The sequence below is a fragment of the Clostridium sp. AF32-12BH genome, assembly GCF_003477935.1.
Lineage (GTDB): Bacteria > Bacillota > Clostridia > Lachnospirales > Lachnospiraceae > Brotaphodocola.
In genome coordinates this window covers 299,596-322,742 of record NZ_QUEH01000001.1, presented here as the reverse complement: position 1 = coordinate 322,742, position 23,147 = coordinate 299,596, and the positions used below count along the sequence as shown (strand labels likewise).

At 42.8% G+C, this 23,147-nt stretch carries 23 protein-coding genes; 19 read left to right on the top strand and 4 right to left on the bottom strand.

Going from position 1 to position 23,147, the window contains the following annotated elements:
• Positions 1–16 precede the first annotated feature (16 nt).
• Complete coding sequence (locus DWZ40_RS01485; RefSeq protein ID WP_118540369.1) at positions 17–226, bottom strand: DUF378 domain-containing protein; 210 nt, start codon at positions 224–226, stop codon at positions 17–19.
• A gap of 169 nt (positions 227–395) precedes the next feature.
• On the opposite strand from DWZ40_RS01485, the gene DWZ40_RS01480 reads away from it, so the two are divergent.
• Positions 396–1,589 (top strand): aminotransferase class I/II-fold pyridoxal phosphate-dependent enzyme, encoded by a 1,194-nt coding sequence (locus tag DWZ40_RS01480; RefSeq protein WP_118540396.1) that lies wholly within the window; start codon positions 396–398, stop codon positions 1,587–1,589.
• A 160-nt stretch (positions 1,590–1,749) separates the two neighbouring features.
• Positions 1,750–2,292 (top strand): NADH peroxidase, encoded by a 543-nt coding sequence (locus DWZ40_RS01475; protein ID WP_118540368.1) that lies wholly within the window; start codon positions 1,750–1,752, stop codon positions 2,290–2,292.
• Positions 2,293–2,449: 157 nt separating this feature from the next.
• Here the strand turns inward: DWZ40_RS01475 and DWZ40_RS01470 are convergent, their stop codons facing one another.
• Positions 2,450–3,331: a LysR family transcriptional regulator gene (locus tag DWZ40_RS01470; protein WP_118540367.1), complete on the bottom strand. Its 882-nt coding sequence runs from the start codon at positions 3,329–3,331 to the stop codon at positions 2,450–2,452.
• A gap of 300 nt (positions 3,332–3,631) precedes the next feature.
• Here DWZ40_RS01470 and DWZ40_RS01465 point away from each other — a divergent pair, with 300 nt between their 5' ends.
• From DWZ40_RS01465 to ttdB, 3 genes are all read left to right on the top strand, one after another.
• Positions 3,632–4,630 carry an SLC13 family permease gene (locus tag DWZ40_RS01465; protein ID WP_118540366.1) on the top strand — a complete coding sequence of 333 codons (999 nt, stop codon included), beginning with the start codon at positions 3,632–3,634 and terminating at the stop codon, positions 4,628–4,630.
• Positions 4,631–4,776: 146 nt separating this feature from the next.
• On the top strand, positions 4,777–5,679 hold the full coding sequence (ttdA, locus tag DWZ40_RS01460) for a L(+)-tartrate dehydratase subunit alpha (RefSeq protein WP_118540365.1): 903 nt from the start codon (positions 4,777–4,779) through the stop codon (positions 5,677–5,679).
• Positions 5,679–6,305 (top strand): L(+)-tartrate dehydratase subunit beta, encoded by a 627-nt coding sequence (gene ttdB, locus DWZ40_RS01455; protein ID WP_118540364.1) that lies wholly within the window; start codon positions 5,679–5,681, stop codon positions 6,303–6,305. The genes ttdA and ttdB overlap by 1 nt, the downstream gene beginning before the upstream one ends.
• A gap of 139 nt (positions 6,306–6,444) precedes the next feature.
• On the opposite strand, the gene DWZ40_RS01450 is transcribed toward ttdB, so the two are convergent.
• A complete protein-coding gene (locus tag DWZ40_RS01450) occupies positions 6,445–7,335 on the bottom strand; it encodes a LysR family transcriptional regulator (protein ID WP_182431584.1) in 891 nt (296 codons plus the stop codon).
• Between the two features lie 154 nt (positions 7,336–7,489).
• On the opposite strand from DWZ40_RS01450, the gene DWZ40_RS01445 reads away from it, so the two are divergent.
• From DWZ40_RS01445 to DWZ40_RS01415, 7 genes are read left to right on the top strand one after another with little or no spacing between them, the layout of a single operon-like run.
• Positions 7,490–8,233, top strand: coding sequence for a PIG-L deacetylase family protein (locus tag DWZ40_RS01445; RefSeq protein WP_182431583.1), 744 nt, complete (start codon positions 7,490–7,492; stop codon positions 8,231–8,233).
• 23 nt (positions 8,234–8,256) lie between these two features.
• Positions 8,257–9,213, top strand: coding sequence for a hydroxyacid dehydrogenase (locus tag DWZ40_RS01440; protein WP_118540361.1), 957 nt, complete (start codon positions 8,257–8,259; stop codon positions 9,211–9,213).
• A gap of 15 nt (positions 9,214–9,228) precedes the next feature.
• A complete protein-coding gene (locus DWZ40_RS01435; RefSeq protein WP_118540360.1) occupies positions 9,229–10,302 on the top strand; it encodes a DctP family TRAP transporter solute-binding subunit in 1,074 nt (357 codons plus the stop codon).
• Between the two features lie 14 nt (positions 10,303–10,316).
• Positions 10,317–10,844: a TRAP transporter small permease gene (locus DWZ40_RS01430; RefSeq protein WP_118540359.1), complete on the top strand. Its 528-nt coding sequence runs from the start codon at positions 10,317–10,319 to the stop codon at positions 10,842–10,844.
• On the top strand, positions 10,841–12,130 hold the full coding sequence (locus DWZ40_RS01425; RefSeq protein WP_243035147.1) for a TRAP transporter large permease: 1,290 nt from the start codon (positions 10,841–10,843) through the stop codon (positions 12,128–12,130). Before DWZ40_RS01430 ends, DWZ40_RS01425 begins: the two co-directional genes overlap by 4 nt.
• Before the next feature lie 13 nt (positions 12,131–12,143).
• Positions 12,144–12,920, top strand: coding sequence for a fumarylacetoacetate hydrolase family protein (locus DWZ40_RS01420; RefSeq protein WP_118540358.1), 777 nt, complete (start codon positions 12,144–12,146; stop codon positions 12,918–12,920).
• Complete coding sequence (locus tag DWZ40_RS01415) at positions 12,910–14,085, top strand: mandelate racemase/muconate lactonizing enzyme family protein (RefSeq protein ID WP_118540357.1); 1,176 nt, start codon at positions 12,910–12,912, stop codon at positions 14,083–14,085. Before DWZ40_RS01420 ends, DWZ40_RS01415 begins: the two co-directional genes overlap by 11 nt.
• Positions 14,086–14,167: 82 nt before the next feature.
• Here DWZ40_RS01415 and DWZ40_RS01410 read toward each other — a convergent pair whose 3' ends face one another.
• Positions 14,168–15,139 (bottom strand): LysR family transcriptional regulator, encoded by a 972-nt coding sequence (locus DWZ40_RS01410; RefSeq protein ID WP_182431581.1) that lies wholly within the window; start codon positions 15,137–15,139, stop codon positions 14,168–14,170.
• A 168-nt stretch (positions 15,140–15,307) separates the two neighbouring features.
• Here DWZ40_RS01410 and DWZ40_RS01405 point away from each other — a divergent pair, with 168 nt between their 5' ends.
• The 7 genes from DWZ40_RS01405 to DWZ40_RS01375 all read left to right on the top strand — a co-directional run bounded on the left by DWZ40_RS01405 (position 15,308) and on the right by DWZ40_RS01375 (position 23,086).
• On the top strand, positions 15,308–16,252 hold the full coding sequence (locus tag DWZ40_RS01405; protein ID WP_118540355.1) for an AEC family transporter: 945 nt from the start codon (positions 15,308–15,310) through the stop codon (positions 16,250–16,252).
• Between the two features lie 187 nt (positions 16,253–16,439).
• Positions 16,440–18,647: an extracellular solute-binding protein gene (locus tag DWZ40_RS01400; RefSeq protein ID WP_118540354.1), complete on the top strand. Its 2,208-nt coding sequence runs from the start codon at positions 16,440–16,442 to the stop codon at positions 18,645–18,647.
• A gap of 168 nt (positions 18,648–18,815) precedes the next feature.
• Positions 18,816–19,517, top strand: a complete 702-nt coding sequence (deoC, locus tag DWZ40_RS01395) for a deoxyribose-phosphate aldolase (RefSeq protein ID WP_118540353.1) — start codon at positions 18,816–18,818, stop codon at positions 19,515–19,517.
• 35 nt (positions 19,518–19,552) lie between these two features.
• A complete protein-coding gene (locus DWZ40_RS01390) occupies positions 19,553–20,473 on the top strand; it encodes a ribokinase (RefSeq protein WP_118540352.1) in 921 nt (306 codons plus the stop codon).
• Positions 20,474–20,496: 23 nt separating this feature from the next.
• Positions 20,497–20,991 carry a D-ribose pyranase gene (rbsD, locus tag DWZ40_RS01385; RefSeq protein WP_118540351.1) on the top strand — a complete coding sequence of 165 codons (495 nt, stop codon included), beginning with the start codon at positions 20,497–20,499 and terminating at the stop codon, positions 20,989–20,991.
• Positions 20,992–21,010: 19 nt separating this feature from the next.
• Positions 21,011–22,126, top strand: coding sequence for a Gfo/Idh/MocA family oxidoreductase (locus DWZ40_RS01380; RefSeq protein ID WP_118540350.1), 1,116 nt, complete (start codon positions 21,011–21,013; stop codon positions 22,124–22,126).
• Between the two features lie 60 nt (positions 22,127–22,186).
• Positions 22,187–23,086, top strand: a complete 900-nt coding sequence (locus DWZ40_RS01375; protein WP_118540349.1) for a sugar phosphate isomerase/epimerase — start codon at positions 22,187–22,189, stop codon at positions 23,084–23,086.
• The last annotated feature ends 61 nt before the right edge of the window (positions 23,087–23,147 follow it).

The following is a 23,147-nucleotide window of genomic DNA, read 5'->3' as shown; positions in this document are numbered from 1 at the left end:
AGAGGCAGAAGCGCATTCACGCTTCCACCTCTCCGGTTTTCATATAGAAACTAATAAGATATAACCCACAAAGACCGACGAGGGCATAGATGATCCGGGAAATCCAGGTCATGCTGCCAAACAAAAATGCAACCAGATTAAAGTTAAAAAATCCGATCAGTCCCCAGTTGACGGCACCGATGATGGTAAGTGTCAGCGCGGTGCAATCCATAGCTTTGTTGTTCATGAGATTCCCTCCTTACAGGAATCATTCTGTGCAGAAAGAAAAAAATTATACATGGTGTTTCTATCAGAAAGCTTTCTAACAGAAAAATCCGGCAATGATTGCAGATTATTGCAGAACGCGGTAAAATGGAATCAGATTTATGATGCGAACGAAAGGACAAAAGAAAACTATGAAATACGATTTTACTTCCATTATGGACCGTGCAGGAAGAGATTCCATCGCGGCAGATCAGATCCCGATTCCGGGAGCGCAGGTAAAAGCGGGCTTTGACCGCATTCCGATGTGGGTGGCAGATATGAATTTCCCAACGGTGCCAACCATACCGGCAGCTATGATGGAGCGTGTCCAGCATCCGGCTTACGGTTATTTCACTCCGACAAAAGAATATTATCGTTCCATTATCCAGTGGCAGGAGAAACGAAATGGGGTAACCGGGCTGGAGCCAAAGCATATCGGTTATGAAAACGGGGTTCTGGGCGGCGTAGTCAGTGCTCTGAACGTGATGTGCTCACGGGGCGATCATGTACTTCTGCATTCCCCTACTTACATAGGTTTCACCAGATGTATTGAGAATAACGGATATCATATTGTTCATTCGCCATTGGTAAAGGATGAAAATGGCATCTGGCGTATGGATTTCGAGGACATGGAACAGAAAATTGTGGAGAACCATATTCATGCAGCGGTATTCTGTTCTCCTCATAACCCGTGTGGTCGCGTGTGGGAACGCTGGGAGATTGAAAAAGCCATGGAGATCTACAAGAAACACGATGTTTATGTGGTTTCTGATGAAATCTGGTCGGACCTGATTCTGGAAGGACACAAACATATTCCAACTCAGTCGGTCAGTGAAGATGCCAGAAACCGTACCGTTGCCATGTATGCGCCGTCCAAGACGTTTAACTTGGCGGGACTTGTGGGAAGCTATCATATTATTTACAATGACTGGCTGCGGGAGCGGATTTTGAAAGAGTCCTCTCTGTCGCATTATAATGAAATGAATGTCTTGTCCATGCATGCCCTGATCGGTGCATACAAGCAGGAAGGTTATGAGTGGGTGGATGAGCTGCGACAGGTTCTGACCGGGAACGCAGAATTCGCCTGCAATTTCATTCAGGAACATTTTGACGGAGTCGAAGTATCAAAACCGGAAGGTACTTATATGTTGTTTCTGGATTGCACAACGTGGTGCGAGACGCACGGGAAAAGTATCGATGAACTTTTAAAAGCCGGGGTGGAAGTGGGAGTGATCTGGCAGGATGGTCGCCCGTTCCATGGACCGTGCCATATCCGGATGAATCTGGCATTGCCGCTGAGCAGAGTGAAAGAGGCGTTTGGGCGGCTGGAGCAGTATGTATTTTAACAATATTGCACAGTAAGTCAAAGGGGCGAAATTGTTATAAAAAAAGTGTTGACAAACGCGGCGACCTGTGCTAAATTAATATCAGTAACAATTACTAATATTAATAAAGGAACACAAGTTAGAATATTACACATTGTATTAAGAAAAGGAGATCTGAGTTATGAAGAAATGGGTTTGTACTGTATGCGGTTATGTTTACGAGGGAGAGGCTGCACCGGAGTTTTGCCCGGTTTGTAAGGCACCGGCTTCCAAGTTCAAAGAGCAGGAAGGTGAGATGACCTGGGCTGCTGAGCATGTAGTAGGCGTTGCACAGGGTGTCAGCGAGGATATCTTAGCTGATCTTCGCGCAAACTTCGAGGGTGAGTGCTCTGAGGTTGGTATGTATCTGGCGATGGCAAGAGTTGCCCACAGAGAAGGCTATCCGGAGATTGGTCTCTACTGGGAGAAGGCAGCATTCGAGGAAGCTGAGCACGCTGCAAAGTTTGCGGAGCTGTTGGGCGAGGTCGTAACCGATTCCACAAAGAAGAACCTGGAGATGCGTGTTGCTGCAGAGCACGGTGCAACCGAGGGCAAGTTTGACCTGGCAAAGCGCGCAAAAGCTGCAAATCTTGATGCAATCCATGACACTGTTCATGAGATGGCAAAAGACGAGGCAAGACACGGAAGAGCATTTGAGGGTCTGTTAAAGAGATACTTTGGCTAATCCGGAATTCAAAACCATAAAAATTCGATTCTTATGATAGAAAAAGGCCGCAGGAGAGGTTTCCCCTGCGGCTTTCTTTCGTTATTGGTCATGCATTGCCCAAACAGTCATCTTCGTTCTGTCTGCCATAACAGCAATATGGTTGTGTTTTGTTGATTTATTTGCCGGTCTTTTGCTGTTCTCTCATAAAATCCAAAAATTTTTCCACACTTCCATTGAGATATTTCCCCTTTTTCCATACAATGCCGATTTCCTGTTGGATGATCGGTGTGATCGGAATTCCTTTGATCCCGGACATGTTTTTTACCAGGGAAGAATAAAGGACAGCTCCGCAGTTCCCGTTTCGTAAAAACCGTTCGATCGTATAGAGCTGACTTGCATGCATGATAATATTGGGTTTGATGCCTGCATTTTCAAAGCGGGAAGTCAGATTCGCATTTTGAACCGAATCGGTATTGTACATGATGATCGGTTCATTTTCCAGCATTTCAATCGACAATTCCTTTGTTTTTGCAAGAGGATGATCCCTGGAGACACAAAATACCAGATGTTCTGTCTGCAAAAGCAGGGAATTCATTTTGTCAATATCATAAAAATGAAGATTCACCAGAGCCAGATCCAGGTTTTCATCCTGTACCAGGGAGGCAGCCCGTATGGAGCCGTATTCAAATAGTTCTACCGGAACGTCCGGGTATTTTTTTTGAAAATCAATCAGGATATCAGGGAAAAAAATCGTGCTCAAAAGAGGGGGAATCCCGATACGGATCGGAGGAATCTGTTTGCCAAGGTCGTAAAACTGCTGCGTTGTCTGCTTTACGGAATCCAGAAGCTCGCTGGCTTTCTGGTAAAAAAGTTCGCCTTCTGTTGTCAGTGTCATATGGTTTTTGGAGCGGACAAAGAGACTGACAGAGAATTCTTTTTCTAGTTCCTTAATTGCATTGGAAATCGCGGGCTGTGTTACATAAAGCTTCTGGGCAGCCTGGGTAATGCTGTGACATTGACTTACAGCACAAAAATATTCTAACTGGACAATTTTCATGGGATGCCTTTTTTCACCTTTTTGAGAATGGGGGGTTATTGGGAAAAATACACCAAAAAACAGTGTTTATTGATTGAAATTATAGCATAAAACTAGGAGAATGTGACGAAAAAAGACGAGTAAAATAATCTTTTTTTATGGATACATCACTTTTAGTAAATGTACAAATGAAAGTGCACCAGATATAATCGAATCATGAATAACAGGGAATAACACGGCCGCCTTATTGCTCTTATGTTTCATGCATCTGTAACAGGAATTCTTGAACGAAGAATGCATTGAAGAGTATGGGAGGTAAGTATGAATCCAACAACAATCACATTACTATTTCTTCTCTTTGCGGTAGTCATGTTCGTATTTGAGAAGATACCGCTTGGAGTGACATCCATGATCGGAATTGCAGCAAAATCCGGGTATTCCCGTTCCAGACTGCTGATGCCGCTGGTATTTGCAGCAGCGATGGGAGGCAACTTATCCCTGATCGGTGCGCCGGGCAACCTGATCGCCCAGAGTGCACTGGAGGAGATGAACTTAAGCTTCGGATTTTTTGAGTATGCCATTGTCGGAATGCCAATCCTGATCTGCGGAATCCTCTTTTACGCAACGGTTGGTTACCGGTTCCTTCCTAATAAGAAGGTAAGCGGAGACGGCGGAACCTTCGATGACACCAAGAACTTTGACGATGTACCGAAGTGGAAGCAGACGTTATCTCTGGTGATCCTGGTGCTGACCCTGCTTGCCATGATCTTTGAAAAGAAGATCGGTATCAAGCTTTGCATCTCCGGATGTGTGGGTGCACTGGCGCTGATCCTGACCGGAGTCATCTCCGAGAAAGATGCATTAAAATCCATCGACTTAAAAACCATTTTCCTGTTTGGCGGAACCTTGTCCCTGGCATCTGCCTTATCCCAGACAGGAGCCGGTGCCATGATCGCGGAAACGGTCATGGGTGCTTTGGGAGAAAGCCCATCCCCTTATGTTCTTACCTTTGTGGTCTTCATCCTCTGCTGTATCATGACAAACTTCATGTCCAATACAGTGACCACAGCCCTTATGGTTCCGATCTGCCTCTCCATTGCCCAGGGAATGGGCGCGGATCCGAGAGCAGTTCTGATGGCTTGCGTTATCGGCGGTTCCTGCGCTTATGCAACCCCGATCGGCATGCCTGCAAACACCATGGTGGTGGGAGCCGGAGGATATACCTTTATGGATTATGTCAAATCCGGACTGCCGCTGATCGTCATTGCGACGATTGTCAGCATGGTGATTTTACCGATTGCATTTCCGTTTTTCCCGTAAACGGAATTGTCATAAACCGCAACTGCTGCACAAACTGCGATTGTCACGCATATGTGCCAGGCAATCGCAAAATTGCAGTTGCCAGAAATGATAAACCCAACATATTCACATGAATTCACGCTTTACAAAGAAAGGAGAATAAAACGATGAGCAGCAAAGAAAAACAGGTTGAGCAGCTTACCACGTATATGGCGAACTTCGTGTCCTATATCGGTAAGGTACTGCCGGATGACATCATTGCCAAGTTAGATGAGCTGGCAGAGAAGGAGGACAGCCCACTGTCCAAAGTAATCTATGAAACAATGAAGAAGAACCAGGTATTGGCAAAGACCTTGAACCGTCCAAGCTGCCAGGACACCGGTGTGTTACAGTTCTGGGTAAAATGCGGCACCAACTTCCCGTTAATCGGTGAGCTGGAGGCGCTGTTAAAGGAAGCCGTTGTGAAAGCAACCTTCGAGGCACCGCTCCGTCACAACAGCGTTGAGACTTTCGATGAGTACAATACCGGTAAGAACGTAGGTAAGGGAACTCCGACGGTATTCTGGGATATCGTTCCAAACAGCGACCAGTGCGAGATCTACGCATACATGGCAGGCGGCGGCTGCACCCTTCCGGGTAAAGCAATGGTTCTGATGCCAGGCGCAGGTTACGAGGGTGTTACCCGTTTCGTTATGGATGTTATGACCTCCTATGGCTTAAACGCATGCCCGCCGCTTTTAGTTGGTGTTGGTGTTGCAACTTCCGTAGAGACCGCAGCTCTGCTTTCCAAGAAAGCGCTGATGCGTCCGCTGGGAAGCCACAACGAGAACGAGCGCGCAGCTTCCATGGAGAAACTTCTGGAAGACGGTATCAATGCGATCGGCCTTGGACCGCAGGGGATGGGTGGTAAGTACTCCGTTATGGGCGTACATATCGAGAACACTGCAAGACATCCATCCACCATTGGTGTGGCTGTCAACGTAGGATGCTGGTCCCACCGCCGCGGACACATCATCTTTGATAAGGATCTGAACTATACCATTACTACACATTCGGGGGTGACTTTATAATGCTGGAAATGAAAGATGGAAAGAAAATTCTGACGACTCCGGTTTCTGAGGAGGATTTAAAAGACATTCACATTGGTGACATTGTATACTTAAACGGAAGCATGACTACCTGCCGTGACGTGGCACACCGTCGCCTGGTAGAGGGAGGCCGGGAGCTGCCGGTTGATGTACGTGACGCTGCAATCTTCCATGCAGGTCCGATCATCCGCCCGCTTGAGAATGATAAGTTTGAGATGGTTTCTGTAGGACCGACTACTTCCATGCGTATGGAAAAATTCGAGAAAGAATTTGTAGAGAAGACTGGTGTAAAAGTGATCATTGGCAAGGGCGGTATGGGTCCGAATACCGAGTATGCCTGCAAGAATTACAAGGCAATCCACTGTGTATTCCCGGCTGGCAATGCAGTTGTAGCTGCTACCGAGGTAGAGGAGATTATGGAAGCTGAGTGGAGAGATCTGGGTATGCCGGAGACCTTATGGCACTGCCGTGTCAAAGAGTTTGGTCCGTTGATCGTATCCATCGATACCGAGGGACGCAACCTCTTTGAAGAGAACAAAGTCATCTTTAATGAAAGAAAAGAAAAAGCAATCGAAGAGATCTGCAAGCATGTAAGCTTCATCAAATAAGGTTCGTGTAAAACAGAAGAATGCAACAAATGTAATGTCCGATTACTGCCAGAAAGGCGCTGCGGGGAAGTTGTTCCATGCAGCGCCTTTTTCGCATGAAAGCGGTGTTAATAGATAATTCGTGTATGAGATATTTCGATCATTTTTGGGTCCAATAATCGGTCACCATTTGCAAAAGATCTTTTTTAGGTTGAGACAGATACGATCCTTTTTTATAAGCTCCACATAACATCCAGGATGGATGTCCAGGGAGATGGTAAAATACCACCTTGGAAGTATCAGATATATACATTTTAGGAACAATGGAGCAGGCATAGCCGTTGGAAACAAGGTTGGCAATTGTTTGATGATTAGATGTTTCAAGAAGTATATTAGGTTGAAAGCCAGCTTCTGCAAATAGACGGTCAGTAAATCGTCGTAATGTTGAATCGCGATAGATTAACACAAATTTCTTATCTTTTAAAACTGATAAATCAATATCGGATTTTGGCAAGGATTTGATAAGCGGATCCTGTTTTGGCATGACAAGGAATATTTCTTCGCTTTGGATAGGGACATAAACATCATCAGACTCGTCACTTTCAGATAATGTCATAAACGCAAGATCAATATCGCCGTGCGATAAAAGTATTTTTTGGCGGCGCACAGATAATTCCAAAGGTTCTAGCTTTATTAGTGGATATTTTTCATGGAAGATAGGAAATACATTGGTAAATAATTCATATCCACGGATCGTGGGAAGTCCGATTTTAATGACACCTGTTTTATACTCAGCGTAATCATTCATGACCGAAGAAAGCTCTTGTTTTAAGTCTAAGATTCGACGCGCGTAATCCAGAAATACGTTACCAGCTTCAGTTGGAATAACACCAGCTTTGGAACGTTGAAAGAGTTTAACACCAAATTCACGTTCTAGGCGTAGTAATTGTTGATTTAAAGCCGATTGCGTAAGATACAGGTTCATGGAAGCCTGATTAATACTTTCAGATTCCGAGATTTTGATTGCGTTTTCTAACTGAGAAAAATCCATAGAAACCTCCAATATACACATATAGTTGCAAAACAACTAATAAATAAAAATATTATTAATTTGCAATTTATGTACAATATTATATAATGTAGTTAATAAAAAAACAATAATGATGTTAAAAAATATCAAAATAAAAATGGAGGTGGCACTAAAAATGAGCAAAATGCTGGTAATCAGTGCGCATGGAGCAGACTGGTGTACACGAGCTGGAGGCGTAATCCTGAAATATGTAAAGCTGGGATGGGAGGTTACCGTGTTTGCACTGACTTATGGGGAACACGGAGAATCTGGAAATTATTGGAAAGACCATCCTGGTTGTACGGTAGAAGAAGTTAAAAATTGTCGTAGAGAAGAAGCAAAAACGGCAGCAGCTTATATGGGGGTCAAAGAAATACGGTTTTTTGATTATGGTGACTATCCTCTTTTTATGGATGAAAAGAGAATTCGCAAGTTGACTGCTGATATTCTGGAAATTCGACCAGATGTGATTCTCACACACTGGAAGAGAGATAAAATCAACCCTGATCATGAGGTTTGCGCTGAGGCAGTCTTTCGCGCAGTTACAGCAGCGGGGATGCGAGGGGCTCTTCCAGATACAGATCCGCACTTTATTCCAGATGTTTTTCTGTTCGAGACAACAATTCCGCATCCAGAGTTTAATGAGTTCGAGATTGACACATACGTGGATATTGGGGATGTGATTGAACAAAAGATTGAAGCAGTGAAATGTTTTAAAGCACAGCCGCAGTTGGTAGATTATTACAAGCGGTGTGCGATACAAAGAGGAATTCAGGCAAATGACTGGTCTCGAGGAAGACGTAAAATTGCTTATGCAGAAGGTTTGAAGCGTTATACTCCATATTTGGGAGATGAACTACCAATCAGTAAGTTAATATAGTAGCTAAAATAAGGAGATTTGAAATGTATAAGATACTAATTCCAGAAGATATTGCAGACAGTGGAAAAAAATATCTGGAGGAACGAGGACATTTATTGAAGGTAGGAGTACCAACGGATTTGGAATCTTTAAGGAGGGAATTGGTTGATGTTGATGGCGTAATTGTGCGGAATGCAAAGTATCCAAAGGATGTGTTTGAAAAGGCATCGCATCTAAAAGTCATTGCCCGTCATGGAACTGGTGTTGACAATATTGATGTAGAGGCAGCCGAGAAACAAGGTATTTGGGTAGTAAATGGACCGATGGCGAATGTTAATGCAGTAGCAGAGTATACAGTTGCTACAATTTTGAATCTTTCTTGTAGGATACAGTTATTGAATAACTATACAAGACGACGGGATTGGAGCTTGCGATTGACTATGAAACGCCATGAATTGAAAGGAGGTACAGTCGGGCTTATTGGCTATGGACACATTGGGGAACTGGTTGCAGAAAAACTTACGCTCGGTTTAGGTATGAAGGTGATGGCATATGATTTAAGCAAGAAAGAGACAACACTTAATGGTGTAACATTAACAGATAATTTGGATAAAGTACTCTCTCAGGCAGATTTTGTATCACTTCATATCCCATCGACAGACAAGACGCGTGGAATGTTTGATTATGAAATGTTCCATAGAATGAAACCAGGAAGCTTCTTTATTAATTGCGCAAGAGGAGATCTCTATGTAGAAGAGGATCTAGTGACAGTTTTAAAAGAAGGTCATCTGTCAGGAGCAGCGTTAGATGTATATAAAGAAGAGCCATTGCAGGGCAGCGAACTTTATGAATTAGAACAGGTATTATTGACTCAACATAACGCAGGAATTTCAGAAGAAAGTAAAGTAAACATGTCGTTATATGCGGCAATGGGAGTTGATCAGGTATTAACAGGACAAGTACCATCCTGGCCGGTAAATCATCCAGTAAACGAAAAATAATCGGGAGGAAATATTATGAAGAAAAGTACAAAAATGATGGCATTAACAATGGTTGCAATGGCAATGGGATTGACTGCATGCGGTTCTGGTAATTCCTCAAAACCCGCAGAGAGTGCAGCAAATGCTGCAGATTCTGCTAAGACAGAGTCAACAACACAGGCAGCAGAGCAGAAGACATCTGGTGAGGCAACTTATAACTGGAAACTTGGTTCTGTAGACTCTGTTTCCAATCCAAATTATAAGGCATTTGAACATTTAAATGAACTCTTGAATGAGAAAGCACCGGGGAAGTGGAACATCACAATTTATCCAGATTCTCAGTTGGGAGATGGTGCGCAGCAGGTAGAATCGGTACAGATGGGAACTTTGGAATTAGCAGCACCGAACTGTTCTCTGGTTGCTAATTATGTACCGGATTACGGTGTATTTGATATGCCATATTTGTTTGCAAATGAGGAAGAGGTAGATAAGGTTCTGGATGGAGAACTTGGTCAACAGCTTGCGGCAGAGGCTGATAGTGCAAATATGAAGATGCTTGGTTGGTGGGAAGTTGGTTTCCGGTGTTTGGCAAATAACAAGTTGGCTGTAAATACTCCAGATGATGTAAAAGGGCTGCGTATTCGTGTTATGAGTAATGAATATCATCAGGCGCTTTGGAGTGCATTGGGAGCCGATCCAGTACCGATGTCACTTTCTGATGCATATGTAGCAAATCAGAATGGAACTATTGACGGACAGGAGAATCCATTACATTCCCTGGTTGCAAACTCTACATTTGAGGTTTGTCATTATATTGCAGTAACAAATCATGTATATAGCCCGATGTGCATGATTATGTCCAATAAGGCATGGGATTCCATGAGTGCAGAAGATCAGCAGATTTTTACAGAATGCCTGAAAGAAGCAGAAAAATATCAGAAGCAGTTAGTTCGTGAACAGAAAGAAAAAGCAGAACAGGAATTGATCGATAAAGGCTGTGAAGTAAGTCATCCAGACGTAACAGCATTCCAGGAAAAAGTTCAGCCGGTTTATGATCAGTATCCTCAGTTTGCAGAATTAGTGCAGAAAATTCATGAGGCAGCAAAGTAAGCACATTCTCAGAAATGAAAGAGAGGCAGACTATGAAACAAATTGACATATTGAATTTGAAAATCCAGAAATTCATAGATGTGCTTCTGTGCATCGCCAGCATTGTTATGCTGGCGGTGAATCTGGCACAGGTCATTTTCCGTTATATTTTTCATGCCAGCATTTTGTGGTCGGAAGAGTTGAGTACGTATTTATATGTTTGGATTATTTTCTTTTCGCTTTATGCAGCATGTCGGGAACGGAATGAGTTGAATATTGCGGTTATTTCTTTTAAAGATCCGAAAAAAACAGCGGTGCTTAACATGATTCGGGAAATATGTAGTTTATTGACCTGTTTAGCATTATTGGTTGGAAGTATTTTGATGATTCAGAATGCTTTGGCATATCCGCAGAAGACTGCATCCTTAAAAATTATTACTGGATATCTGTATTTTTGCATGCCGATTAGCTTTGTATTACTTTCATGGGTAAAACTTATCAATATCGTGCATGACATTCAGACAATTGTAGGAAAAACATACGATGGAGGTGAGGCAGAATGATGTCATTGGCAGCAATCGTATTAATTGCATCTGTGATTATTTTTGCACTTATTGGTGTTCCGCTTGTATGGTCTCTTGTGCTTGCAAGTGTCTGTTCCGTTGCAGCAGGAGGTACTCTTAATGCTCTTCCGATTTTGGCACAGCGCATGTTTGCAGGGGGGCTTCAGTATTCGATGCTTGCAATATTCTTCTTTGTCCTTGCGGGAGCAATTATGCAGTATGGTGGTCTTTCGCGCAGACTGGTTGCTTTTGCAAACAGTCTTGTTGGGCATATTAGTGGTGGCGCATCGTTGGTCTGTGTTATGGCGTGTGCATTTTTTGCGGCGATTTCCGGCTCAGCAGTGGCAACGACTGCTGCAATTGGTGGAATTATGTATCCGGAACTGAAGCGTTTGGGGTATCCAGAAGATTATGCAGCAGCTTTACCAGCTGCAGCAGGAGTTTTAGGTGTTATTATTCCACCAAGTGTTCTCTTTATTATTTATGGCAATATTACCAATGTATCTCCGGGTAAACTTCTTATGGCAGGAATTGTTCCAGGTGTGCTTGGTGCATTATTTATGTGTATTATTTGTTATATTCTGGCTAAGAAGCGAAACTATCCAAAAAATGAAGGCTTTGTTCTGAAAGATGTCTGGACAACTTTTAAGGATGCTTTCTGGGCATTGTTGATGCCAGTTATTATTTTAGGAGGAATTTATTCCGGTATTTTTACTCCAACAGAGTCTGGTGTTGTAGCAGCTGGCTACGGTTTGGTTTGTGCAGTTTTTATTTACAAAGAGATGACCTGGGATTTGTTTATCAGGATTATCAAAGAGAGTTGCAGAACTACTGGAAATGTTATGATTCTGTGTATGGCAGCAGGTGCATTGAGTTATCTTCTTACTATTTATCAGATTCCGGCAACATTAAGTAGTTTCCTGATTGCAAACGTAGCAAACCGTTACACATTTATGCTGGGAGTAGTAGTGCTTCTTCTGTTCCTTGGTATGTTTATGGATGTAGGTGCCTCTATTCTGATTCTTGGTCCACTTCTGGCTCCAGTTGCAGTTGCATTTGGAATTGATCCAGTTCAGTTTGGCGTGATCTTTGTATTTAGTATGGCTATTGGTCAGGCAACACCACCTTTTGGAACTGATTTGTTCGTGGTTTGTGGTTTCAGCGGAAGAAATGTTATGGCTGTAGGAAAGCATTCGCTTTTATTCTGTGTAGCGTTGGTTGCGGTTATCCTGTTGTGTATTTTTATTCCACAGGTTGCTACTGCTTTGCCAGGAATTATGGTGTGATAGGAGCGATTGAATGAGATATATACGATTTCAAATTGGAAACGGTCCAGCCAGTTATGGGGTTTTGAGAGGTGATCAGGTACGTCGGTTGGATGGAGATATTTTTCATGGGTATCGGGAAACATTTGAAGAGTATGAATTGCAAAGCGTACATCTTTTGGCACCAGTAAATCCGGGTAAAATTATTGGCATTGGTGCCAACTACAAATCTTTTCTTGATGCCAAAAAGCGAGAGTATCCGAAACGTCCGCGTATTTTTCTAAAACCAGCGAGTTCGATTATCGGAGACCGAGATGCGATTATTTGCCCTGATAAGAGTCATGAAATTCATTTTGAAGGGGAACTTGGAGTTATTATTGGAAAGACATGTTCTCAAATCTCTGAGGAGAATGCCATGTCCAATGTATTCGGTTATACCTGTGTGAATGATGTAACAGATCGGACAATGCTGGAAGAAGATGGAATCTGGGATCGTGGAAAAGGTGTGAATACCTTTTTTCCGATTGGACCGTGCATTACAGATGAGATTGATGGAATGAACGTAGAGTTGGAAACTAGGGTAAATGGAGAAGTACGCCAGCACAGAAATACATCGGACATGTATTTTTCTATTTCGCAACTGATTGCATATATATCGAACTATATGACATTGAATCCGGGTGATGTGATTGCTACAGGAACGCCGGTTGGAACAGGATGTTTGAATATATTGGACACTGTCGAAGTGGAAATAAAGGGAATAGGAATACTGAGAAATCAGATGATTGAGAGGATTGCACATGAAGATTGAACGAGTAGAGTGTATCCCTATGGTTTACCATATGGAACATCCGATTTACAGCGGAACGGGAAGATGTGATGCCAGGCAGTTACTTTTGGTGCGCATTTATGCAGATAATGGGATGGTTGGTCTGGGGGAAGCAGCACCTTATGGCGGTCCTGTACAGACCACTCAGGAAGTGATTGAGAGGGAAATTGCTCCAATGTTGATTGGAGAGGACCCGGCAAATACTGAACGAATATGGCATAAGTGTTATTATACGCATTTTCAGCATGCACGAGGTGGTATTTTTATTTCAGCGTTATCTGGAGTAGACATTGCGCTTTGGGATTTAAAAGGGAAAATTGCAGGGATGCCGCTTTATAAGATGCTAGGTGGCTTTCGTAACCAGATTCCTGTTTATGGAAGCGGCGGTTTCTATAAGGAAGGGGAAGGCATTGATGAGTTGGTAAAAGAGGCGGAAAGTTATGCGAATCAGGGATTGCATGGTGTGAAAATTAAAGTGGCAAGAACTTGTTCGCCGTTTTCTCTTCGTGTATTTAATCATGATATTAATTGCAAAATGGTAACATTGGAAGAGGATATTGAACGAGTCGCAGCAGTTAAGCATGCGCTTGGAAAAGATTGTCCGCTTATGTTGGATGCAAACACTAACTGGGATTATCATACAGCGTTGGAAGCAGGTCGTGCTTTTGATAAGATTGGCGTTCATTTCCTGGAGGAACCGATTCGGACTGATGATTATGAAGGCAGCGCAAAGCTGGCAGCAGAGTTATCTACAAAGATTGCTGGTTATGAGACAGAGTGCTTGACAACAAATTATTTGCGCATGATGCGCATGGGAGCCGTAGATATTGTACAGCCAGATTTAAGTTGGTGTGGAGGTATTACGGAAGGCTATAAAATTGCGACTATGGCAGCAGCTCACTTTATGGAATGTGCGACTCATGTATGGAATTCTGGTATCATTGTAGCGGCAGGCGCACATTTGAGTTGTGCGATTCCGAATGGTGCCACGATGGAATATGATATGACAGAAAATGCATTCCGTACAGAACTTATGAAAAATCCGTTGCTTCCAGATTCAAATGGTATGATTACGTTAAGTGACGAACCAGGATTGGGAGTAGAGGTAAAAGAGGAAGTAATTGAAAAATACCGAATTGACCGTTGATTGATGAAATAAATACTTTATAATTAGGAAAGGCGCCGTGGGAATTTATTTCCAACGGCGCTTTTGGTGTACACTTTTATTGTCACGCCGGAAATACGTTCTGGATATTTTCGTAGAGCGTGCTGGTAGTCTGTTTCAAAATCTGAATAAACATTTTTACGTAAGGCGGCTCGTATGGGGTATGATTCTGGAAAAGATCCATCCGTATTTCCTCGTGTATGTCTGATAAATGGAAAAAGAGCAGTTGCTGTTCGGAAGGAGCCGTCTGATTATGCGTCAGGATGCGGTCAAGAATCAGGGTTGGACAGAACATGCTTGTCAGACCGTCCGAGCAAAGCGATAACTGAACGTCATAATCGCTGATATAGCAATAGTCATTTAAGGTCAGGTTTTGCTGCAGGGCAAGACGGTGAATCAGTTCTGTAACGGTACTTCCGAGTGCACTCCGGCAAAGCGGGAAATTTTGAATATCGGCCAGACTGAGCGGTTCGTGCGCAGCATTTTTTTGAAAAAGTATGGGATTGTATCTGGCAATTTGGTTTCTGGTGGTGATGAAATGAATCTGATCGACTGCCAGAGGTGTTGAGCAAAACTGTTTTCCGGCCGGTGAAACTGGTCCGGCTGCAATGAGCATGTCAATCGCACCCTGGCTCAGCTGTTTCATGAGAAAATCACGGTCACCAAAGCAGACAGACAATTGAAGACCTGGTATTAGGGCTTTACATTGCCGGAGAATACTGGGAATCAGGATCCGGGCGCGCGTCGGATTAATCCCCAAACGAAGAATTCCAGACATTCCGCTCCCGATTTCTTTCATTCCATCATCTATTTCCCGTTCAAGAATATTCAGGCGGTAGAGTGATGCAAGAAGGTATTCTCCGGCGGGGGTTAAAGCAAAGACCGGTTTTCGTGTGAAAAGAAGCGTGCCGTACTGCTTTTCCAGATTTTTGATGTGACTGCTGGCACATTGCTGTGTGATAAATGCTTTTTTTGCGGCCTTTGTGATGCTTTTTTCTTCGGCGGCATAAAGAAAAACCTGTTGTGCAATCGTCATAGGATTCCCTCTCATTTTCAATATCGCATACTATCACAAATCTAAATTTGTGACCTACACAAATTATACTGCTTGTCAATTGTATTGGTCAAGATTATAATAGGTAGCGGTAAATGAAAGTTTACACAAAGAGAACGTTACATTTGGAAATGGGAGGAAATGAGGTACATGGATAATCTGATATTTAGTCTGAATGCGACCATACCAATCTTTTTGCTTATGGTCCTGGGCGTATTTTTCAGAAAAGTGGGACTTTTAAAAGAAAACATGATCAATGGGCTGAACCAGTTTGTGTTTAAGGCAACCTTGCCGGTGCTGCTGTTCGGAGATCTGGCAAAACAGGATTTTTCTAAGGCATGGGATGGAAAGTTTGTGGCATTTTGTTTTATGGCGACACTGCTTAGCATTTCCCTTGTAGCATTGATGTCCATGGCGCTGAAAGATAAGTCCCAGCGGGGCGAATTCATCCAGGGCGCTTATCGCAGCAGTGCGGCAATTTTAGGAATTGCGTTTATCACCAATATCTATGGCAATTCTGGTATGGCACCGCTCATGATCATCGGCAGTGTGCCGCTTTATAATATCATGGCGGTTCTGGTTCTTTCCTTTACAAAGCCGGGGCAGAACGGTATGAGTCCGGAACTGCTCAAAAAGACACTGAAAGGAATTGTGACCAATCCGATTATCCTGGGGATTCTGGCTGGTGCGTTATGGTCACTTCTCCGGCTTCCGATGCCGACCATTCTGTCAAAGACAGTTTCCAATCTTGGCAGTCTGACGACGCCTCTTGGTCTGATGACGATGGGCGCTGCCTTTAACTGGGGCGAGGCAAAAACCGGTATGGGACCAGCATTTGTGGCAAGCTTTATGAAGCTGTTTGGTCTGTGCACGCTGTTTCTTCCAGTGGCTGTGCTTCTGGCCTTCCGTGAAGCAGAACTTATCGCAATCCTGGTTATGCTGGGTTCCAGCACGACGGTCAGCAGTTATGTGATGGCACGGAATATGGGACACAGTGGTGTTTTAAGTTCCAGCATTGTGGCAATTACTACGCTGGGAAGTGCATTTTCCCTGACGTTCTGGCTGTATGTGCTGAAGACGCTGGCACTGATCTAAGGCGTGGAAATCATAAATAACGAAAATTCAATTGATTAAAACATGGCTGCATGCTACATTATAAATAATGTCAATGCAGCCATATATATTTTTCAGATTATATGGGAAATGTGCATCGAATAACCTATGCGGATATCACAGAACAACTCATGAAATAGAGCGGAAAAGATTCAAGGAGTGAGTTTTTATGGCAACGATAAAAGAAGTGGCAAAGTTAGCCGGAGTTTCAGTTGGAACGGTTTCGAATGTTTTAAATGGAAAAACATCAAACGATGAATTAATTGAGCGGGTAGAAAATGCAATCAATCAATTATCTTATCGGCCAGATGCCAATGCACGAAGCCTGAAAAATACAAAAAGTAAGTTGATTGGCGTTATTATGCCAGAAGTATGTCAGTCAGATCATGCACACTTTCTTTCCAGCCTGGAGAACTTTCTTAGAGAAAAAGGATATGGACTGATACTTAAAATCAGTAATAATAACTGGCTTTTAGAAAAGAAAAGTCTGATGCAGTGTGTGGAACAATGTGTAGATGGAATAATCTGGTATTCACCCGCCAAAGAGCAGCTTACCATTCCGGAAGAAAAAAAAGAAATTCCATATGTGATTATTACGAAATATCCATTATCTGGGTATACAGGAGATCTGATCCAGATTGATTACCGCCCTGCTGTTGAGCAGGCTTATAAAAAAATGCTGCAGCTTGGAATACAGAATATAGGATTTATATTTGATTCTATGAAATTTTTTTTATATGCAACAGAATATGTACATTCCTATCAGCTTACAAACTATACAAAAATTGTAGACAGCAGGGAACGGGCGTTTCAGGCTGCATATGAACTTTTACATCAAAATCCGGAAGTAAGGGGAATTATCGCAAGCAATAGCGAAATTGAAGCTGGAATTGAACGCGCACTTGAATTATTAGACCGAAAAGATGTTGTTATTTTCTGCTGTAAGGAGAGCCAGTGGGCAGAGCAAAACACTTGCAGCATCGGTTGTGCGAATGTCTCTCAAAATGTAGTTGCGCAAGGGGCTGTGGACCGTTTGATGGATGCATTGGAACAGTCGTATACACATGAATATCTGACACAAAATATTGCGGGAACTTTCGAATATAAAGAGGCACTGCCTGAATTAGAGAAGAAAGAAAATGTCCATTTGAAGTTTGCTTTATATGATTCCCCGGCAGCAAGAGGTTTACAGATGTATTCGGACCTATATACGAAAAACACAGGGATCCGGATTTTTATAGATCTGCTGGAATATAAAGAATTGGAAACGCTGATATTGAGAAGTGCGAGAGAAAAGGAAAGTGAATATGACGGTTTTATGATTGATATATCCTGGGTGGAAGAAGCTGCTAAGAGCGGTGGAATTGCCTGCTTAACCGATCAATTCCGAAATAACCGGGAGTATCTGGACGGATTTATTGATGGAATGGTACGAGAATATGGAATGTATGAAAATGAACTGTATGCATTGCCGTTTATGTCAGGTACTCAGATATTACTTTATCAAAAAGACCTGTTTGAAGATGCTGCGCTGAAACGTCAGTTTTTCAGAAATTATGGTCAGGAGTTATGTCTGCCGGAAAGTTGGGCACAATATAATCTTGTTTCTGAGTTTTTTACAAGAAGTTTTAATTCAAAGTCTCCGGTACATTATGGAAACATTTCTGTCAGGGGAGAGAATATTTATAATACGATTGGATTTTTGAACCGTCTTTGGTCGTATGGTGCAGATATTTTCGATTTAGATGGAAACCTGACGATTCATAGTCCCAATGCAGTGACTGCTTTGAGAAATTATATAAAAAGCTTTCAATATTCAAATCCGGACAGAAACATAAATTCCTGGGATGCCGCAGTGGAAGAATATTGCAAAGGGGATACAGCAATGGCTGTATTTTATGATTCCCACGCGATGCGGATCAATGATTATACGAAATCCAAAGTGGCAGGAAATATTGGCAGTATTATGATTCCAGGAGGAGTATCGGTGCTTGGCGGTTGGAGTTTGGGTCTGAATCAGCATGGACACCAAAAGGAAGAAGCTTTTCAATATTTGAAATGGGTATGCAGTGAATATAACAGCATTCCGTTATCTTTACTCGGAGGATCAACCGTTAGAAAAAGCTTTTATCAGAGGTCGGATATGGAAGAAATTTATCCGTGGAAAAAGCAGATTCCGGAAAGTTATGAAAAAAGCAGAAAACGGCGTTTTTCCCCAATGTTGAAGGATTATCAGCAAAACGAACTTTATACGCGCATCATTCCGCATGAGATTAATCGGATTTTATATGGCGAAATATCGGAAGAAGAAGCATTGATCAATATGGAGAAACATATAAAAAGTAAAATCATGACTCCTGCGAATGGATCATGGTAATTGTTTCGTTGGGACGACAAGATGAGAAGATACAGAAGAAGTATTTAGCGATAATGCTGAATATTTCTTCTTTTTTTTATGAAAACATTCTATTGTAATTTTGATTGTGATAGTATATCATAAAATCATGAAACGATTCATGAAACGTAAAAAGAAGGGAGAAACGGTATGATTGATTTTAATGATAAGCGGCAGGTAGCGAAAGCAATTCAGTACACGAATGTAAATCCAAACCTTACCAGAGATGGAATGCTGAAACATCTGGAAACATGCATGAAATATGATTTTCAGGCAGCAATGGTTGCACCGTGCTATATCGAACTGGCAAAAGATGTTTTAAAAGGAACCGGAATTCAGGTTGCATCGACGCTGAATTTTCCAATTGCGAATGATACATTACCTATGAAGATTGCAGCATTGAAAGAAATGATCAAAACCGGTGTCGACCAGTTTGATTTTCCGCCGAACCCGGGTCTGCTGTTAGGTGGGGAAGAAAAAGCATATTTTGAGGAAATGCGCCAGATTGTTGAAGTAGCGCATGCGAGTGGTGTCATTGTAAAAGCAATGTTGGAATTTGGTTATATTACGACCCCGGAATTAAAGAAAAAAGCAGCACAGCTTGCGTGTGAAGCAGGAATTGACTGGGTAAAACAGTCGAGCGGCTGGGGCGTCGGCGGATGCCCGGCTACTGCTGAGGACGTGAAAATCCTGAAAGAAAACATTACACTTCCATGCCGTGTCAAAGTATCCGGTAAGGTAAATACCCTGGAAAAGATGAAAATAATGTTTGAAGCAGGTGCGGAACTTGTGGGTACCAGTTCCGGTCCGGCTATTGTAGACGGGCTTGTAGGAGATATTAATGCATATTAAAACTTTACATTTCGGATGACGGAGGTGGAACGGAAGTGAAGATATGTATCATTGGAAGTTATGCAAAGGCCTTAGTCATGACATCAGACAGAATCCCGCTGCTAGGTGAGACTTTAATTGGCTATGATTACCGGGAAACTTATGGCGGCAAAGGTTCCGATATGGCAGTTCAGGCTGCACGCCTTGGTGCAGAGGTTGGTTATATTGGTGTGGTAGGGAATGATCCGTTTGGACATGAGTTTGTAAACCTTATGAAACAGGAGGGGGTACATACAGAGGGCATTCTGATCACAGACGAAAAACCGACAGGGGTCGGTTTTATTGTGAAAGATGTAAAAGCGAATAATGTGATTGTAGTTGCAATGGGAGCAAACGAACTGATTTCTGAAGAGATCATTGAAGCCCATATCGATCAGATTCAGAATGCAGATGTTGTTCTGACCCAGTTGGAAATTCCGATCGACATTGCATTGTATGCACTGAAGCGGGCGAAAGAGCTGGGGAAGACGACTATTTTAAACCCGGCACCGGCAGTAAATCTGATGGGACGTGATTTGAGTTTTGTTGACATCATTACCCCGAATGAAACAGAGGCGAGAATTACAATTGGAGAATTGCCGGATGCACCATTGACCCACAGGCAGGTTGCAACGAAACTGCTGCAGACTGGATGTAAGAAGGTGATCATGACTTTGGGCGGAGATGGAGTGGATATTCATACATTGGAAGAAAGCGCCCACGTTGACTCTTATAAAATTGATGTTGTGGATTCGAATGGTGCTGGAGACAGCTTTAATGCCGGTTTAACCGTTGCACTGGCAGACGGAGCTTCCATGAAGGATGCGGTAGCGTATGCAAATGCCGTGGCTGGTCTTTGCTGTACAAAATGGGAAACAGTACCGTCCTATCACACTGCAAAAGAAGTGGATGAATTTATAAAGATACATTCTGTCTGACAATTTGGAGAGGAGATGCTATAATGAGACCAGGACGTATTCTACACCCGGAATTAGCGAAAGCACTTGCTACATGTGGACATACAGATATTATTCTTGTAACAGATGCAGGTTTTCCGATACCCAAAGATGCAAATCGCATTGACCTGGGATATTATGCAGGAGCAGTCGATGTGCTTGATATTTTAAGGATGCTCCGTAAGGAAATTTTTGTGGAGGAAGTAGCATTTGCACCGGAGGTAAAGACACATCATCCTGCATTGTATCAGGATATCCAGGAAATCTATACGGGATCCGGTGCGGTTTTTAAAGGAATTCCGCATGAGCAGCTTGTGGAAAAAATTGCACCAAAGGCAAAAGTTGTGATTCGTTCCGGATCATTAAATGCCTGGGCGAATTTCGCCCTGACCTGCAGTACAGATCCGTTTGCCTGGTTTACGGAAGAAGATGTTACCATTCTTCCTGCATATGTAGAGCGTAGAAAACGTATATCAGAAAATGAGGTTCCGGCTTTATAAAGGAAAAGGGGGACAGAACATGGAGGAAATCAAACTGGAACTGGAACTGGCGACACTGCCGGAAATGCCAAAGCGTCTTGATTACCGGATTGGTGTTATTGGAGCCGGTTTTATTGTGAGAAATTGTCATTTGGAAGCTTATCGAAAAGCCGGCTTTAATCCGGTTGCCATTACTTCGCTGGATCAGGAACAGAGTAAGGAAGTAGCTGCATTACATAAGATTCAGACAGTATATCCGACGTGGAAAGAACTGGTGGATGATAAATCCATAGAAATTATTGATATTGCAGTTCCGCCGCATGTACAGCCGGATATCGTTGAATATATCTGCAGACATGCAGCAGATCATGTAAAAGGTATTTTGTGCCAGAAACCGATTGCGATGTCCCTGGAAGAAGCAAGACGGATTGTTTCGCTGGGAGACGAAGCTGGAATTCCGATCGCTGTGAATTCCAATATGCGTTATGATCAGTCTATGCGCGCATTGAAACGAATTTTGGATAAGGGATTGATTGGAAAACCGGTTATTGCTTCTATCGATATGCGTGCCATTCCGGATTGGCAGACGTTTTTACAGAAATATCATAAACTGGAGATTTATGCGATGGCCGTTCATCATCTGGATATTTTCCGTTATCTCTTTGGTGATCCTGAAAAAATAACAGCATTATGCCGAACCGATCCGAGAACCAAATTTGAACACACGGATGGAATTGTACAGTATACTTATCAGTATAAGGACGGGCTAATGGCAACCAGTCTGGATGATGTCTGGGCATGGCCGGAAGAGCCGTGTGAGAAACACAATTACATTAACTGGCGGGTAGAGGGCACAGAAGGGTTTGCAGAGGGAGAATTTGGCTGGCATAAGCGGGCTCCGGAATTCTGCGGCAGTACCTTGAAGCTTGCATGTAAATCTTATCCGAACCAGTGGATTGAACCAAAGTGGACGACACAGTGGTTCCCGGATGCTTTTGTTGGAACGATGGCAAATCTGCTGTGTGCAGTAGAAAAGGGAACAGATCCGGAAATCAGTGCACGTGATAACGTGAAGACACTTGCATGCGTAGAGGCATGTTATCAGTCCATTGCACAGGAGAAAACCATTTATCTGGACCAGATTCTGAATGCGTAATTGTAATATAGCAGATGGAATGTATGATGCTGTTGAAACGGACAGGGAAAGGAGTTTTTTATGATCTCAGTTGGTATTTTTACAGGATATTATCCATATACGTTGGCAGAAACGATTGAACGTGCGAAAAAGGATGGAATGAGTTGCGTGCAGTTAGACCTGGAATTCAAAGATATTGACCTTTCCAGAGGCAATATCACAAAAGAAAAAGCCAATCAGGTTCGAGACGCATTCCGTGATGCCAATCTTCCGATCGTAGCGATTTCTGCTTATACAAACCTTGTGCACCCGGATCCGGAAAAACGCCAGGAGAATATTGATTATGTAAAAGAAATTCTGGCACACGCCAGAGATTTTGGTACACCTTACGTAGTTAGTGAGACCGGCACATACAATGAAGAAAGTGACTGGTCGGCAGATCCTAAGAACTATACAGAAGAAGCTTATCAGGAATTTAAAAAAGTAGCAATTGACCTGGCGAAGTTTGCATATGATCATGATGCAGTATTCCTTGTTGAAAACTATGTAAATAACATTGTGGGCTCCGTAGATCAGGTAGCACGTCTGCTGCAGGAAGTGAATCATCCGGGATTAGGACTTTTATGTGATCCGACCAATTATTTTGATGGTTCAAATATTGATGATGTAGATCCGACAATTGAAAAGATTTTCCATGTTCTGGATGATAAAATCAAAATTGCACATGCAAAGGACTGTAAGCGGGCGGTAAACCTGGAAGAAAAGTTTGGTGGTGGTTCAGCAGAACACAACAGTTTCCGTGGCGCTGGTGCTGTAGAGCTGCCGGGAGCGGGTCTTGGAGTTTTAAACTATCCGCTGTATGTTCAGCGGCTGGCAAAGAATCATCCAAATATTCCGATTATTATCGAGCATATTGATGAGAGTGACATCCCGAGGGCAAAAAAGTTTGTTGATGATACGTTAAAAAAGATGGGAGTATAAGTACCTGAATAAACAAAGACCGGCATACGCGTTGCGTATGCCGGTCGTCTTTGTTTATATT